Raw genomic sequence first — 16,364 nt, forward strand, 5'->3', positions numbered from 1 at the left:
AAAAGTTTCAAAAAGCGGCTTTTAGTCTATAAAAGGGTTGTCATAGGGAAGTATTGTCGAAACAGTAAGAGTAAACAAGAAAGGCCGATGTAAAGTGGTTTGGTATCACGTAAACCACTTACGTTTAGGCTAAAGCAAGGCATAGTAGCTTCTGGTGTAGTGCAGACACTTGACTGGCAAGTGCTTCCAACGTCGTGCTGTTATCAAGTACGTCGTTTGCCGCATCAACACGTTCTTTACGTGAAGCCTGCGACGCCATAATACTTTTTATAGTTTGTTCTGTGCTGCCGTCCCGTTTTAATGCGCGTTCAAGCTGCAGTGTTTCTGGACAATCTACCACCACAACATGGTTGCACATTTCAGTTAATTTGTTTTCAACAAGTAAGGGCACAGATAAAATGCAATAGGGTGATGTTGACTCGCTGATCAGCTGCTGCATACGAGAGCGAATAAGGGGGTGGAGCAAACCGTTTAACCAATGCTTTTCTTCTTCGGCGGCAAATACTTTTTCGCGAAGGGCGGCGCGATTAAGGCTTCCATCTTCTAGCAAAATCGTTTCACCAAAATGCTCGGCAATCTGCCGTAAGCCTTCTGAACCTACTTCAACAACGTCACGTGCGACTTCGTCAGCATCAACAGTATCAATACCCAGGTTTTCAAAAATGGCGGTTGCTGCCGATTTACCGCTCCCTATACCGCCGGTAAGGCCCACTACGAACACGTCTTGTTTATTCATATCAACTAAACCTTGTTGTTAAAGCACGTAGCCGAGATAGGTAGTGATGATTGCATCTTTAAAAAGCAGAGTTAGCCAGCCTGCCACAGCAAGGTAGGGGCCAAAAGGAATCGCTAACGATTTGCCTTTATTCTGAATGGTCATAATGAGTATGCCTGCGATAGCACCCACAAATGAGGACAGTAAAATAATGACAGGTAACCCCTGCCAGCCAGTAAATGCCCCAAGCGCTGCAAGCAGTTTGAAATCGCCATAGCCCATGCCTTCCTTGCCCGTAGCTAATTTAAATAGCCAATAGACAGACCATAAGCTTAAATAGCCGGCAGCAGCACCGATAATGGCATCGGTAGTGCCAACAAATATGTTTTGAGTACTTAACAGTAATCCTAGCCAAAGCAGGGGGAGGGTTAACTGGTCGGGTAGCAGCATTTTATCTAAGTCGATAAACAGCAGTGCAACAAGCATATAAGTGAAAAACACTGCCCATAGTGCTTGAGAGGTCACGCCAAATTGATACGCTGCGAAGGTACAGGCAATGGCCGTGAAAAGCTCAACAAGCGGATAGCGTATTGAAATGCCTACTTTGCATTTGGCACATTTGCCTTTAAGAAACAGGTAGCTAATAACAGGAATATTTTCCCACGCGCGAATTTTGTGGCCGCAGCTTGGGCAGGTACTGTCTGGCTTTACCAGATTGAACGTTTCTGCGGAGGTGGTTGGATTGCTACCAGCAGATATACTGGCGTTGTTATTTTCACCGCCATTTGCGCTATCACTAAAATAGCTTTCATACTCTTGCTGCCAACTGCGTTCCATCATAATGGGCAGTCGATAAATCACTACGTTCAAGAAGCTGCCCACCATTAAGCTTACAAAGAAAACGAGAGAATAAAATACAGCAGGGTAGAGCTGACTAAGCGTTATTATGGCGTCCATGAAGTGCAGGTCTTTTTAGTTTTAATAGTGGTTGGAAAAGTCGGGTTTTAAACCTTGTTAATGAGCGCCACTAAAAGCGCCGCCCAAATCGCTAGTATTTATAGAGCTAGCACTCTTAAAGCTAACAATCACAAATCTAGCGATATGTGCAAGTTATACCACGTTACCCATTTCGAATATAGGTAAGTACATAGCTACAATCAAGCCGCCAATAACCACACCGAGTACGGCCATGATCATGGGTTCAAGTAAACTGGTTAACCCGTCTACCATGTCATCAACTTCTGCTTCGTAAATGGTGGCAATTTTGCTCAGCATTTCGTCAACGGCACCCGATTCCTCACCAATGGCAATCATTTGCGTCACCATGTCAGGAAACACTTGAGTTGCGCGCATGGCCACATGCATTGGCATACCGCCGGCCACTTCTTTTCGTATATACAAAATGGCATCGCGATAGACTGCATTACCAGACGCACCTGCGGCAGATTCAAGAGCGCCTATTAGCGGAACACCTGCCGCAAAAGTAGTTGCAAGGGTACGGGTAAAGCGAGCAATACTGGCTTTTTTAAGTATTTCACCAATAACCGGAATTTTTAAAATATTACGATCCACCGTATCGCGCAGCTTTTGGCTACGTCTGTGTGCACGCACAAACATAAAGCCCGCTGCTGCCACACCCATGGCAATAAAAATACCGTAGTCTTGCACAAATCGCGAAATAGCCAGCACAAACAGAGTGAACGCGGGAAGCTCTGCGCCAAAACTACTAAAGATTTCTTCAAACTGAGGCACAACGAAAACAAGAAGGATAGTCGTAACAATAAAAGCAACAACCAAAACTGCGATAGGGTAAAACATCGCTTTTTTGATCTTTGATTTTAGTGCTTCAGCTTTTTCCTTGTATGTCGCAATTCGGTCGTAAATGGTTTCAAGGGCGCCAGATTGCTCGCCGGTATAAACCAAATCACAGTATAGATCATCGAAATAAAGGGGATGTTTTCTGAGTGCTGAAGAAAGCGGATTACCCGATTTTACTTCTTCGGTAATCTCACCTAAGAGTTTCCTCATCGATGCATTTGCGTGGCCCTGTGCGATCATTTCCAGAGACTGAATAAGAGTAACCCCTGCGGCCAGCATGGTTGCAATTTGTCGTGATATAACAGATATATCGGCAGGTTTTATTTTTTGCGCTCTGCCAAAAAGTGGTTTAGCGAGTTTTTTTACTTTGTTCGCAGAAATGCCTTGCCGACGCAAAAGGTTTTTAGCCTCTGAAAGTGAGGTAGCGGAAATTTCACCTTTACGAGATTGTCCATTCCTGTCTTTTCCTTGCCAATTAAAGGTTGCCGTTGCTTTTGCCATTTAGCGATCTCAATTGTTTCGTTAAATTAGAGGTGTAGAAAAACAAAAACCCGACAAAAGTCGGGTTTTCCTATTTTCCATTTACTTTCAGCATAGGCCTTTAGCTACACAGCCGCCTGTCGTTGCCCATGTCACAGCGCCATTGGCGATGGTTCCAGTTAACACTAAGGTATCTGCAGCTTCGATACCGCTTACTGCGTTAGGCACTACAGTAACGGTGTAGCCAGCCGCGGCAGAGCCACCTAATGTGATAGAATCGACAGTCGGCGCATTTTCCCATCCAGCATTTACAGTGATGCCGCTGCAATCTGCCGGCACACCGGTTTGAGCACAAACTTCAACAGCAGTTTTAGCAGCGCTAGCGGCTGAAATCACTTCACTGTAAGTCGCACGTGCAGTATAAGTCTGATAAGCAGGCAATGCGATTGCTGCAAGAATACCGATGATTGCAACAACAATCATTAGTTCGATAAGGGTGAAACCTTTTTGGTTTTTGTTATTCATGTTCATCATGGTTTATCTCCGGGACGTTTATAACACGTAAAGTTTAAAATATAATTCAAATTGACGTTTATACCCGAGTCGTCCTTGTCAACGCCCCTGGTACTTGATACTCAGTATAGAATTTTTTTTGTCACTAACAAGTATAGGCAAATATACGTATGTCTAGCTTTTGCAGTATGACATGAATAGCTGCACTATGGCAGGCGCGATCACTTGTACTTTCGTATAAAAGTTAATGACTTATCTACGTATATCTATCTATACACAGAAAAACATGACGAGAAATTACTGGGGATCTTCGTGAGTTCTAGTATTTTTGAACATACTACAACTCACGCTTTTTTCTTCGCGGCTAGCTAAGGTGTTGACACCGAGTTAGCTGACTAAAACGTCTTACAAACTACTTTTCTACGACAGAGTAATTCGAAGCGACAAATCAATGGCCTGAACATGTTTAGTTAACGCGCCAGATGAAATGTAATCTACGCCCAATTGTGCAAGCGACGCCAGTCGTTCATCAGTAATGTTTCCTGATACTTCCAGTTTACATTGACCTTTGTTGAGCGCTACTGCCTGTTGGATCTGTTCGTTAGAAAAATTATCTAGCATCACAATATCGACACCTGCACTAAGAGCTTGTTCAAATTCTGCTAGATTCTCAACCTCTACTTCAACAGGTTTGCCTGGCATCATGGTTTTCGCTCGGCTGACCGCTTTTTCGATATTGCCGCAAGAAAAGATGTGGTTTTCTTTAATTAGAAACGCATCGAACAAGCCTACGCGATGGTTTTGGCCGCCGCCGCAACGCACGGCATATTTTTGTGCATAACGAAGGCCCGGCAGAGTTTTTCGAGTGTCTAGAATTTTTGTATTAGAGCCGTCTAAAAACTTGGCGTAAAAAGCTGTCATGGTTGAGGTTGCAGAAAGGGTCTGTAAAAAGTTAAGTGCTGTACGTTCTGCAGTTAATATAGCGCGCGCAGAACCTTCTAAACTTACTAATACCGTGTCGGCATGAACCTTGTCGCCATCTTTTACATGCCAGGTTAGCGACACAGACTCATCGATAAGTGCAAATGCTTGGTTCGCCCAAGCAATTCCGCAAATCACGCAAGGCTCGCGGGTAATAATAGTGGCTTTTGCATTAACGCTTTCATCTATCAGGTTTGCGGTAATGTCGTTTGCAGCATTTAATTCGCCGCCAAGATCTTCAATAAGCGCGTTTGATACTTGCTCTCGAATCGCCTGCATATCTGGTGATGTCATCTTCATCGCTTTTATCTATGCTATTTATGTATTTAAAGGGTACGCAATATTAACCAATCTCCGCGCTGAGTAAACTCTAATTGGCGAAGAACGCTCATTCCAAGCAGTATATGGTTATCTTGCATACCTGGATTTAGGTTTGCGTCTACATTACGCACCACAATTTCACCAATGCGCAAGGTATCAATGGTGGATTCGGCGACTCTTACCACGCCGTTAGCTGTACTAGCCAGTCCTTCAAGTCCTGCCTTAAGCTGCAACTTGTTGGCTAAGTGAGCAGGCACAGCCACGTCAGTGGCGCCAGTATCAACAAGAAATACCACTTCCTCACCGTTGATATAGCCTGTCGTTACATAGTGACCTTGACGATTTTGCTTAAGGCGTACCTCAGTTTGCGATCCAATACGTTCGGACGCAGGCTCGCTGTTCGGGTTTATTTGTTTTTCTAGTAAGTCAGAGAAGACAAAAACAAGTAACCCGAAACCGCAAATCCATGCAAGGGCAACCATCCATTTGCCCGCTGAGGTCGTGGGATCTTGTTGTTCATTCATGTTTTTACCTTATTGATAAATGCCTTACGCATAACAGAGATGCACTGTTTACCAATCACGCTCTTATAAAAGCTGCCGATTAAAACAGTGGCATAAAATATTGAGCTAGCAACGGCATGTAGCACTTCTAGCCCTATACACTTATATCCCTATACAATGTAGGCTATAAAACAGAAAATCAATTAGCGAAGCAAATACTATGGTGCTTTACAATAAAGCGAAGTACACCCTAAGTCCGCATTATGATGCTCGCCCTGACGATACAGATGTCAGTTTGCTAGTTATACACAATATTTCATTGCCGCCTTCACAGTTTGGCACTGCTGGCATTCGCCAATTATTTACCGGTACGCTTAACCCAGATGAACACCCCTTCTATAAAGAAATTGCGGGTTTGCGGGTATCTGCCCATTGTGTGATTTATCGAACCGGTGAAGTAGAGCAATTTGTTCCCTTTGAACAAAGAGCGTGGCACGCAGGCTTTTCTACTTTTCAAGGGCGCAGCCGTTGCAACGACTATGCTATCGGCATTGAATTGGAAGGCACTGATACGCTTCCTTTTACCGATGCGCAGTATCAGACACTAGGCGAACTTACTGATTTTATTACAACACACTATCCTCGGATCTCTTTAGGGCGTATCGTAGGTCATAATGATATTGCGCCGGGGCGAAAAACTGACCCAGGTGTTGCTTTCGATTGGGCAAGATACAGAATGCACGTTGCTGGGTTATGTACTTTAATTAATCGAGACCGATGAAAAAAAGGGGAACGCGATACCTATGATGTTAATGAGCTTGCTATTGGTTCTCAGCCTAGAACGGTTGATAACAAAAACACCTAATTGGCATATCGAAAAATATGCTGCTCAATACCGTAGTTTTCTTCAAAATAAAGGCTTAATTAAGGCTCGAGAAAAAGATGAGGGTAGTGAAGAGGAGAGTGATAAAACGTCTTCTTTAGCGCTTTATTTTTACCTTTTGTTTCCCGCGTTACTGCTTGGGGTAATTGAGTACTGGGTGCTTGGCGCATTCCTTACTTTTATTGAGCAGAGTGTTGTATTATTTATCTGTATTGGCTGCCCTGTATTGCGAGCGGTTTATAAGAACTTCTTAAATGCCGCCGAACGTGGCGACTTACAGGCCTGCAGCATGTATACAGACCAGTTAGGTCATTGTGCAAGTCAAACTGAAAGCGACGGTACAGCAGGCGCAGAAGGAAAGAGCTTTGGTCAGCACCTTACTTGGCTTAACTATCAGCATTATGCTGCAGTAATGCTGTGGTTTATCGCGTTTGGTGCGCCGGGTGCATTGTTTTATAGCTTGAGTCGAAGTACGACTGAAGCATTGTGTGACGCAGACCACCCTTTAAAAGCGGCTGCAGGAAGGCTGATGTTTGCCCTTGATTATATCCCTGTTCGCGTGACGACTTTTGGCATGTTGATGATGGGACATTTTTCCCGAGCATTACCTGAGTGGCTAAAACATGCCCTTCAATTCGATGTACCCGCCTATGATGTGCTTACTCGTATATCGGCTAAGGCAGAAGTGCTAACGCCTGATGAGCATCTAAAACAGGCTGAAAATGCAGCGGTAGAACCGAAAGTATTAGTAAAGTTAGCAAAACGTAATGTTATTTTTCTGCTTGTAATAACGGCAGGGTTAACCCTTGTAGGAAGCTTGGCATAATCATTATTTTTAACATTTACTATCTTGCTAAGCCTAAAAGAACGTTTGGTCTATTTATTTATTGTAGATAGATCAAACGCTCGCACCGCAACAGCTTCACATTCTGCCTCATCAGACCAGTTGCTCTTCACCCACTTTTCTTAACAAATTCAACAATAAAGCTTAACACCCTGCAAATCGCACTATGTTTGCTATGCTTGAGAGTATTTACCTCGAAATCGATCTGCCTTAAACTAGATAGGTAAAATGGTATTACCAATTGTGTTTGTGTTTAAATTTTCCATGATTATTTTTTACATTCACCGCTGTTATGACGCCTTTGTTGTTATAAAAGCATGGTTTAGATAGAAGGATACGTTGAGCGCATGCGTCAGCAGCGAAAAAAACTCTCTGATGTGATTACCGAGCAACTCGAGTCAATGATACTCGACGGTACGTTATTGGCAGGTCAGAAATTACCGCCGGAAAGAGAATTAGCGCTTGAATTTGACGTATCACGTCCATCGCTGCGAGAAGCCATTGGTAACTTACAGGCGCGTGGGTTGGTAGAGCGCAAGCAAGGCGGCGGTACGTTTGTAAACCGCAACTTGAATTCGGCTATGACCGACCCGCTAATGGACCTTGTTAGCCAGCGACCTGAAACACAATTTGACTTGCTTGAATTTCGTCATGCCCTTGAAGGAATGTCGGCGTACTATGCAGCACTTCGCGGGCAACCAGAAGATTATGACGCGCTAAAGCAAGCACTCAATGAACTACCCACCCCTAAAGCACACGAAAGTAAACGTGCGCAAGCCGAGGCGTTAGGGAAGTTCTATATCATTATGGCAAGGGCATCGCACAATATGGTGCTGTTGCACGTAATGAGCACCATGCAAAGCATGCTGGTGGACAATATTGAACGAAACTTTGACATGTTGGCTGCACACCCCGAAGCGGTTGAAGACATCGCGAAGCAGCGTCGTGAAATTGTAGAAGCTATTGCTTCTCGCGACCCTGAGGCGGCACGCCAGGCATGTAATACGCATTTGGCGTTTATTGAAAAAACGCTATTAACCATTAATCAACGGGATACTCGAGTACAGCGAGCGTTACGTCGATTAGAAATTTAGTTATTTAGCCTTAGCTAAATAGATACAGGTTTGAATAACTATTCATTCGCAGAGGCCGCTCAGGTTTTACCTGTGCCACTGCAAAAGCAGGTGAGCCAGATTGGGTCACTGTGAGTACAACGTAATTTAGTTTTCCTTCTTTTAGCGCTTTTAAGATTAAGGGCAATGCTAAGGGAGGATTTTCTATAAGCAAAAAATAGGATGGCACCATGTCTGATATGATGCACCAAGATGTAGATCCTCAAGAAACTAAAGAGTGGATTGATGCGCTTGAGTCGGTTTTAGAAGAGGAGGGCGTAGAACGCGCTCACTATTTACTCGAAAAACTTATTGATAAAGCACGTCGCAGCGGAGCGCACTTACCGTATGACGCTACTACTGCCTACATCAATACTATCCCAGCAGCACAAGAGCCAAAAATGCCTGGCGACTTGACCATCGAAGCACGTATTCGTGCGGCAATTCGCTGGAACGCATTAATGATTGTATTGCGTGCATCTAAGAAAGATCTTGAGCTTGGCGGCCACATTGGTAGCTTCGCATCATCGGCTATGCTTTACGATGTGGGTTTCAACCATTTCTTCAAAGCGCCAAATGAAAATCAAGGCGGCGATTTTATTTTTGCACAGGGCCATATTTCTCCTGGTATCTATGCGCGTTCTTTCATGGAAGGCAACTTAACTGAAGAGCAGTTAAATAACTTCCGCCAAGAGTGCGCAGGTGAAGGTTTATCTTCATATCCTCACCCTCACTTGATGAAAGACTACTGGCAGTTCCCTACTGTATCTATGGGCTTAGGTCCACTTCAAGCTATCTACACAGCACGTTTCCTTAAGTACCTAACAAACCGTGGTATTAAAGACTGTTCAGGTCAGCGCGTATACTGCTATATGGGTGACGGTGAGTGTGATGAGCCAGAGAGCTTGGGTGCAATTGGTCTAGCATCTCGTGAAGGCCTAGATAACCTAACGTTCGTTATCAACTGTAACTTACAGCGCCTAGACGGCCCGGTACGTGGTAACGGCAAAATTATCCAAGAACTTGAAGGTACGTTCCGCGGCGCAGGCTGGGAAGTAGTGAAAGTAATTTGGGGTAGCTACTGGGATGAACTACTTGCACGAGATAAATCTGGCAAGCTAATTCAGCTTATGGGCGAAACCGTAGATGGCGAATATCAAAACTGTAAAGCCAAAGGCGGTAAGTACACTCGTGAGAACTTCTTCAACAAGTACCCTGAAACAGCGGCACTTGTAGCGAATATGTCTGACGATGACATTTGGCGTCTAAACCGCGGTGGGCACGACCCAGTTAAAGTATTCGCGGCTTATCAAAAAGCCATCGACACCAAAGGTCGTCCAACAGTAATCCTTGCCAAAACGGTTAAAGGTTTCGGTTTAGGTTCTTCAGGTGAAGCGCAAAACGTTGCGCACAACGTGAAGAAAATGGAAGTTGATTCAATTAAGCAGTTCCGCGATCGTTTCAACATTCCTGTAGCAGACGAAAAAATTGCTGACCTACCATACTTCAAGTTCGACGAAGATAGCGAAGAAATGAAGTACCTTCGTGCACGTCGTGAAGCGCTAGGTGGTTATCTACCTTCTCGTCGCGAGCAAGCTGAAGAGCAGCTTGAAATTCCTGAGTTGAGCGCATTCGACGCTATCTTAAAAGGTTCAGGCGACCGCCAAGTATCTTCAACAATGACGTTTGTACGTGTGCTTAATGCATTGTTGAAAGACAAGAAAATTGGTAAGCGTGTTGTGCCAATTATCCCTGATGAAGCCCGTACTTTCGGTATGGAAGGCTTGTTCCGTCAAGTGGGTATTTATGCCAACGAAGGTCAAAAATACGTTCCTCAAGATGCAGACCAGGTGGCTTATTATCGCGAAGATAAGAAAGGTCAGGTACTGCAGGAAGGTATTAACGAGCTAGGTGCAATGGCATCGTGGGTAGCGTCAGGTACGTCGTACTCGACGTGTAACGCTACCACTATTCCGTTCTACATCTACTACTCAATGTTTGGTTTCCAACGCGTTGGTGACCTTGCATGGGCAGCGGGCGATAGCCAAGCACGTGGTTTCTTACTAGGTGCAACAGCAGGTAGAACTACGCTTAACGGTGAAGGTCTACAGCACCAAGACGGTCATTCACACGTTCAGGCGAACCTAATTCCTAACTGTATTACTTACGATCCAACATACGGTTATGAAGTAGCGGTTATTGTTCAAGACGGTCTACGTCGCATGTACGGTAACAATGAAAATATTTTCTATTACCTAACGTTGATGAACGAGAACTATCAGCACCCTTCAATGCCAGAAGGTGATGATGTTGCTGAGCAAATCATTAAAGGTATTTACAAGCTAGAGCGTGTTGAAAACGACAAGTCTAAGCTTAACGTACAGCTAATGGGCTCAGGTACTATCTTGAACGAAGTACGTAAAGCGGCACAAATTCTGTGTGAAGACTACAACGTATCGTCTGACGTTTACTCGGTGACCTCGTTCAACGAGCTAGCCCGTGAAGGTCAAGACGTAGCACGTTGGAACATGCTAAACCCAGAAGCTGAGCAAAAAGTACCTTACATTGGTCAGGTTATTACGAAAGACGCAGGCCCTGCGATTTCTGCCACTGACTATGTGAAGAACTACTCAGACCAAGTACGCGCGTTCATTGAAACTGAATACCGCTGCCTAGGTACAGACGGTTTCGGTCGAAGTGACAGCCGTGAAAACTTGCGTACTCACTTTGAAGTTAATGCGTCATACATTGTGGTTGCATCACTTTACGAATTGGCTCAGCGCGGCGACGTTGAGAAGAAAGTGGTAGCAGAAGCCATTAAGCGTTTTGAAATTAACGCTGAAAAACTTAACCCACTTTACGCGTAAGCCAGATAAGGTATTTTACATATGTCAGATATTCAAAAGATTATCGTACCCGACGTAGGCGGTGACGAAGTTGAAGTTATCGAGCTATGTGTTGCCGTAGGCGACAACATTGAAGCCGATGAAGGCGTTGTTACTGTTGAAAGTGACAAGGCGTCAATGGACATTCCAGCACCGTTTGAAGGTGAGATTGTAAGCCTGTCTGTATCAGTAGGCGATAAAATCAAAGAAGGCGATGTGATTGGTGAGATGAAGGTTGCAGGTGGTGATAGTGCCGATGAAAGCGCTTCTGAAGAATCATCTTCAGATAACGCTTCACAAGAAGAAGCGCCTAAAGAAGAAAGCAAGTCAGAGGCAGCACCAGCTGCGTCTGGCGGCAGCGAAGTGATTGAAGTTGCAGTACCTGATATTGGTTCTGACGACGAAGTTGACGTTATCGATGTATTGGTTTCAGTGGGCGACACCATTGAAAAAGAAGATGGACTAATTACCCTTGAGACCGATAAAGCAACCATGGACGTTCCTTCAACGCACGCAGGTACGGTGAAAGAAGTATTCATCAGCACTGGCGATAAAGTGAAAGAAGGTACAGTTGTTATTAAGCTTGAAGTAGCGGGTTCAGACTCGTCTTCAAGTGAATCGGCTTCTAGCGATGCTTCTTCTGAAGCATCTGCACCGGCTGCGCAGGAAAGCGAAAAGCAAGAGTCAGCTCCTGCGGCGTCTGCAAGTAGTGAAACCATCGAAGTAGCTGTGCCTGATATCGGTGAAGACGGTGAAGTTGACGTTATCGATGTGCTTGTATCGGCTGGCGATAACGTTGAGAAAGAAGACGGTCTAATTACGCTAGAAACTGATAAAGCCACCATGGATGTACCTTCAACACATGCAGGTACTATCAAGGAAGTCTTTATCAAAACAGGCGATAAGGTTAAGCAAGGCACATTGGTTGTTAAGCTAGAGACCAGTAGCGGCTCATCAGCACCTAAAGCTGAAAAGTCAGCTGAAGCGCCTAAGCAGGAAGCTGCTAAAAAAGAAGAGCCTAAGCAAGACTCACAGAAAGAAGCCTCGCAAGGTCGCTCTCCTGTGCCTCCAGCGCCAGCTCCGAAAGGCAACGGTAAAGCACATGCGTCGCCTTCGGTTCGCCGCATAGCACGTGAGTTTGGTGTAGACCTTACGTTGGTGAATGGCTCAGGCCCTAAGAACCGTATATTGAAAGAAGACGTTCAGGCTTACGTGAAAGCTGAGCTTGCGAAACCTCGCACAGCAGCAGCTTCTGGCAGCGCGCCAGTGGGCGACAACGTGCTTCAAATTGTGCCGGTTAAACCTGTTGATCACAGCAAGTTTGGTGAAATTGAAGAACAAAAGCTATCTCGTATTCAGAAGATCTCTGGGCCGTTCTTACATCGTAACTGGGCAACTATCCCACACGTTACGCAGTTCGACGAAGCAGATATCACAGAAGTTGAAGAATTCCGTAAAGAGCAAAACGCTTACCACGCGAAAATTAAGTCTGGTCTTAAGATCACGCCACTCGTATTCGTAATGAAAGCGGTAGCGAAAGCCCTTGAGAAATACGAAGTATTTAACTCTTCACTGTCTGACGACGGCGAAAGTTTAATCATCAAGAAGTTCATCAACATTGGTATTGCGGTTGAAACGCCGGGAGGCCTTGTTGTACCTGTTATTCGCGACGTGAATAAGAAAGGTATTGAAGAGCTTTCTCGCGAGCTTATCGAAACATCTAAGAAAGCCCGTGAAGGCAAGCTTAAAGCGGCCGACATGCAGGGCGGTACGTTTACTATCTCTAGCCTAGGTGGTATTGGCGGTACGGCGTTTACGCCTATTGTAAATGCACCAGAAGTCGCCATATTAGGTGTATCTAAGTCTGAGATGAAGCCTAAGTGGAATGGTAAAGAATTCGAGCCGCGCCTAATGGTGCCGCTAAGCTTGTCTTACGACCACCGAGTAATCGATGGTGCAGTAGGTGCAAGATTCTCTACTGAGGTTGCTGCAAACCTAACTGACTTACGCAGAATCATACTTTAAGTAAAAGGTCGAAAAAGTTTACAATATCAGTAACATTTTCGACAATTTTATAAGCCCATTTGGTGGCATTTAGGTTATGCTATTACGTAAAAGTAATAGCATGACCCTACAAGAACAGGATTGAGGTTCACAATGAGCGAAATTAAAACGCAATTGGTGGTACTGGGCGGCGGCCCTGGCGGTTATTCAGCAGCATTCCGTGCGGCTGACTTAGGTATTGAAACAGTTATCGTAGACTCACGCGACACGCTTGGTGGTGTTTGTCTTAACGTTGGCTGTATCCCTTCAAAAGCCCTTCTTCACGTTGCTAAAGTAATGAAAGAAGCGAAGCACCTTGCAAGCCACGGTGTATCGTTTGGCGAGCCTACCATCGATTTAGATAAAATCCGCGAATATAAAGACAGTGTTGTTAGCCAACTAACAAACGGTCTTGGCGGTATGTCTAAAATGCGTAAAACCAAGCATGTACAAGGTTACGGCAAGTTCACAGGCGCAAATACCCTAGAAGTAAAAAATGGTGACGACGTTACTACTATTACTTTTGAAAAGGCGATTATTGCTGCGGGTTCTGAGCCAGTAAGCCTACCGTTCATCCCAGAAGATGACCGTGTAATCGACTCAACTGGCGCTTTGGAAATGAAAGACATTCCAGAGAAAATGCTAGTACTAGGCGGTGGTATCATCGGCCTAGAAATGGGTACAGTATATGAAGCACTTGGCTCGAAAATCGATGTAGTTGAATTCTTAGACCAGCTAATTCCTGCAGCTGACAAAGACATCATGAAAGTATTCATGAAAGACTACAAAGACAAATTTAACATCATGCTTGAAACCAAAGTGACTGCGGTTGAAGCTAAAGATGATGGTTTGTATGTAACGTTTGAAGGCAAGAAAGCGCCTGCAGAGCCAGTGCGTTACGACAAAGTACTTGTTGCTGTTGGTCGTAAGCCAAATGGTAAGCTTGTTGGCGCAGATACCGCTGGCGTAAACGTTGACGACCGTGGCTTTATCAATGTTGATAAGCAAATGCGTACTAACGTTGACCATATCTTCGCTATTGGTGACCTTGTAGGTCAACCTATGCTTGCGCACAAAGCGGTTCACGAAGGTCACGTTGCTGCAGAAGTTATTGCTGGGCAGAAGCACTACTTCGACCCACGTGCGATTCCTTCAGTAGCGTATACTGAACCAGAAGTAGCCTGGGTTGGTCTAACTGAAAAAGAAGCAAAAGAGCAGGGCGTTAGCTATGAAACAGCAACGTTCCCTTGGGCTGCTTCAGGCCGTGCCATTGCATCTGATGCAACTAACGGCATGACCAAGATGATCTTCGAAAAAGAAACGGGCCGTGTTATCGGTGGTGCAATGGTAGGTACAAACGCGGGCGAAATGCTTGGCGAAATTGGCCTAGCTATTGAAATGGGTGCTGATGCAGAAGATGTAGCATTAACTATCCATGCTCACCCAACGCTTAACGAGTCTATTGGTCTTGCGTCTGAAATCTTCGAAGGAAGCATTACTGACCTACCAAACCCTAAAGCGAAGAAAAAGAAGTAAAACAGCTTCTTTCTAAATAATTTCAAAAGCCCGCTTCTAAGCGGGTTTTTTTGTACTACACTTTTGTATCAACGTTAATTTTAAACGCTAATAAATCTAAGTAGTGGTAGATGTCAGAAATAACTAAAGAGCCAATTAAAGTCCAGTCGAAATTTGGCGAATACGGTGTAGAACTTAAAGGAAACATCATTCGCTTAGACGGCAAAGGAGTTGTCACTAAAGCGCTTTTCCAACTTTATCATGAAGATGTTAAAAAACTCGCTTTACCCTTAGGCGGGCAGCCTTGGGGCTTTTTGATTTTTGTGCAGGGCGTTGGAATTTTAACGCCAGATGCCGAGCAAGCTTTAATTGAATCTGTGCGTCTTAGAAAGCAATATGGCATGCAGGGTTGTGCTTTTGTTACTAGCGATGCTGATATACCCGCCCTAGTTAAGAGTCAGTTTGAACGCGTATATGCAGCGGCTAACTTAGCATGCTATTTCAGTGATTCTGAAAATGATGCACTTACATGGTTAGCCGCCTTAGGCTGCTCTTTTAGCACAGATTAAGAAGTGGTCAGGCTGTTTCTTTACCAGCTGTCACCGTCGCTTCTTCATCATTACTTGGTGTTTGTAAGTGCGCAGGCGTAAACTCTTCACAATCCATATTGCGTTGGTCCATAAAGCGTTTAACCGTATCCGCGCAATATGCTTTACGACAGCATTCCGATAGCAGCATCTCATGACGTTTAACGCGCTCTCGGATAAACTTCACTACCAAGCCTCGAAGCCACTGCAAGCCTGCATCTTGGTCTTGGCGTTTATGCCACATAACAGACAAAGGCGAGCTAATTATTTCTACAGGTGTTTCAAACACTGCTAATTCACCAGAGAAAATCTCTTTTTCCATTACTAACGAAGGCGCAACACAAATTAGGTTGCTCTCTTTTAATAACGGAGTGGCGTTATAAAACTGGTTTACTGACATAGCAACGCGGCGCTTTAAACCTAAATTTGCTAACACCTGATCGGTAGGACCCGTAACATCACCAGTCACTGAAACCAATAGATGATCAGCAGCCACAAAGTCTTCTAACGTTAACTGTGACTTTGCCAATGGATGGTCGGGGCGCATGACTACAACCCAGCTCGGATCGAGCACATGTTCGGCACGAATAACAGAACCAGGCTCTTGGGATTTAGAGAAAGTCAGTTCCGCTTCTGCGTCTTTTAGTATTTTATCGGTTTCCATGTCGTAATTTGGAATAGCATGAATATTAATACCAGGCGCTTCGTTCTCGATAACCTTACGCAGTGGTCCCCATACCATAGATACAATGCTGTCAGTGGCGGCAATACGAAAAGTACGCTTTGCCGTTGCAGGGTTAAAGTCTGTCGGGTTTACGGCTACCTCAAGCTCACCTAATGGACCTTGAATTTGACTCCATAAATTTTTAGCAAAGGAGGTTGGCTGAATACCTCGCCCGTCTTTAACGAATAACTCATCATTCCAAGCAATACGCATACGGGCTAGCGCATTCGATACCGCTGGCTGCGTCATTGATAGCCTATCAGCTGCGCGGGTAATCGCTCCCTCGGTCATGATGGCATCAAATATCATGAGTAAATTCAAATCATGTGGACGCATAGTCGTCTCCAGTGTCAGTAGCCTAATAGTTATTTTCACGCTCAGTCGAATGAATAACTAAAATAATGCTACGCAATTTAAATGATACATTTTAGTTATAGGTT

At 44.6% G+C, this 16,364-nt stretch carries 14 protein-coding genes; 7 read left to right on the plus strand and 7 right to left on the minus strand.

The window, feature by feature from the left end:
* Positions 1-124: 124 nt before the first annotated feature.
* From coaE to KL866_RS04255, 6 genes are all read right to left on the minus strand, one after another.
* Positions 125-736 (minus strand): dephospho-CoA kinase, encoded by a 612-nt coding sequence (coaE, locus tag KL866_RS04230; protein WP_214993591.1) that lies wholly within the window; start codon positions 734-736, stop codon positions 125-127.
* Between the two features lie 18 nt (positions 737-754).
* Positions 755-1,672: an A24 family peptidase gene (locus KL866_RS04235; protein WP_214993593.1), complete on the minus strand. Its 918-nt coding sequence runs from the start codon at positions 1,670-1,672 to the stop codon at positions 755-757.
* Between the two features lie 153 nt (positions 1,673-1,825).
* Positions 1,826-3,034 (minus strand): type II secretion system F family protein, encoded by a 1,209-nt coding sequence (locus KL866_RS04240; RefSeq protein ID WP_214993595.1) that lies wholly within the window; start codon positions 3,032-3,034, stop codon positions 1,826-1,828.
* An 87-nt stretch (positions 3,035-3,121) separates the two neighbouring features.
* Positions 3,122-3,547 carry a prepilin-type N-terminal cleavage/methylation domain-containing protein gene (locus KL866_RS04245; RefSeq protein ID WP_214993597.1) on the minus strand — a complete coding sequence of 142 codons (426 nt, stop codon included), beginning with the start codon at positions 3,545-3,547 and terminating at the stop codon, positions 3,122-3,124.
* A gap of 399 nt (positions 3,548-3,946) precedes the next feature.
* On the minus strand, positions 3,947-4,801 hold the full coding sequence (gene nadC, locus KL866_RS04250; RefSeq protein ID WP_025256129.1) for a carboxylating nicotinate-nucleotide diphosphorylase: 855 nt from the start codon (positions 4,799-4,801) through the stop codon (positions 3,947-3,949).
* Between the two features lie 32 nt (positions 4,802-4,833).
* The gene (locus KL866_RS04255) at positions 4,834-5,352 is read right to left on the minus strand and encodes a TIGR02281 family clan AA aspartic protease (RefSeq protein ID WP_214993605.1); all 519 of its coding nucleotides are present in this window, start codon (positions 5,350-5,352) and stop codon (positions 4,834-4,836) included.
* A 199-nt stretch (positions 5,353-5,551) separates the two neighbouring features.
* Here KL866_RS04255 and ampD point away from each other — a divergent pair, with 199 nt between their 5' ends.
* From ampD to KL866_RS20115, 7 genes are all read left to right on the plus strand, one after another.
* Positions 5,552-6,112 carry a 1,6-anhydro-N-acetylmuramyl-L-alanine amidase AmpD gene (ampD, locus tag KL866_RS04260; RefSeq protein ID WP_025256127.1) on the plus strand — a complete coding sequence of 187 codons (561 nt, stop codon included), beginning with the start codon at positions 5,552-5,554 and terminating at the stop codon, positions 6,110-6,112.
* A 22-nt stretch (positions 6,113-6,134) separates the two neighbouring features.
* Positions 6,135-7,040 (plus strand): beta-lactamase regulator AmpE, encoded by a 906-nt coding sequence (gene ampE, locus KL866_RS04265; protein ID WP_025256126.1) that lies wholly within the window; start codon positions 6,135-6,137, stop codon positions 7,038-7,040.
* 365 nt (positions 7,041-7,405) lie between these two features.
* Positions 7,406-8,152: a pyruvate dehydrogenase complex transcriptional repressor PdhR gene (pdhR, locus tag KL866_RS04270; RefSeq protein ID WP_025256125.1), complete on the plus strand. Its 747-nt coding sequence runs from the start codon at positions 7,406-7,408 to the stop codon at positions 8,150-8,152.
* Positions 8,153-8,361: 209 nt separating this feature from the next.
* Entirely contained in the window at positions 8,362-11,037 is a 2,676-nt protein-coding gene (gene aceE / locus KL866_RS04275) for a pyruvate dehydrogenase (acetyl-transferring), homodimeric type (protein WP_214993612.1), read from the plus strand.
* A gap of 21 nt (positions 11,038-11,058) precedes the next feature.
* Positions 11,059-13,080 carry a pyruvate dehydrogenase complex dihydrolipoyllysine-residue acetyltransferase gene (gene aceF / locus KL866_RS04280; RefSeq protein WP_214993613.1) on the plus strand — a complete coding sequence of 674 codons (2,022 nt, stop codon included), beginning with the start codon at positions 11,059-11,061 and terminating at the stop codon, positions 13,078-13,080.
* Positions 13,081-13,212: 132 nt separating this feature from the next.
* Entirely contained in the window at positions 13,213-14,634 is a 1,422-nt protein-coding gene (gene lpdA, locus KL866_RS04285; RefSeq protein ID WP_025256121.1) for a dihydrolipoyl dehydrogenase, read from the plus strand.
* Between the two features lie 110 nt (positions 14,635-14,744).
* Positions 14,745-15,182, plus strand: a complete 438-nt coding sequence (locus tag KL866_RS20115) for a hypothetical protein (RefSeq protein ID WP_251139824.1) — start codon at positions 14,745-14,747, stop codon at positions 15,180-15,182.
* Positions 15,183-15,189: 7 nt separating this feature from the next.
* On the opposite strand, the gene KL866_RS04300 is transcribed toward KL866_RS20115, so the two are convergent.
* Positions 15,190-16,260 carry a LysR family transcriptional regulator gene (locus tag KL866_RS04300; protein ID WP_025256119.1) on the minus strand — a complete coding sequence of 357 codons (1,071 nt, stop codon included), beginning with the start codon at positions 16,258-16,260 and terminating at the stop codon, positions 15,190-15,192.
* Positions 16,261-16,364 lie beyond the last annotated feature (104 nt).

This window comes from Alteromonas sp. ALT199 (assembly GCF_018619335.1).
Taxonomy (GTDB): domain Bacteria; phylum Pseudomonadota; class Gammaproteobacteria; order Enterobacterales; family Alteromonadaceae; genus Alteromonas.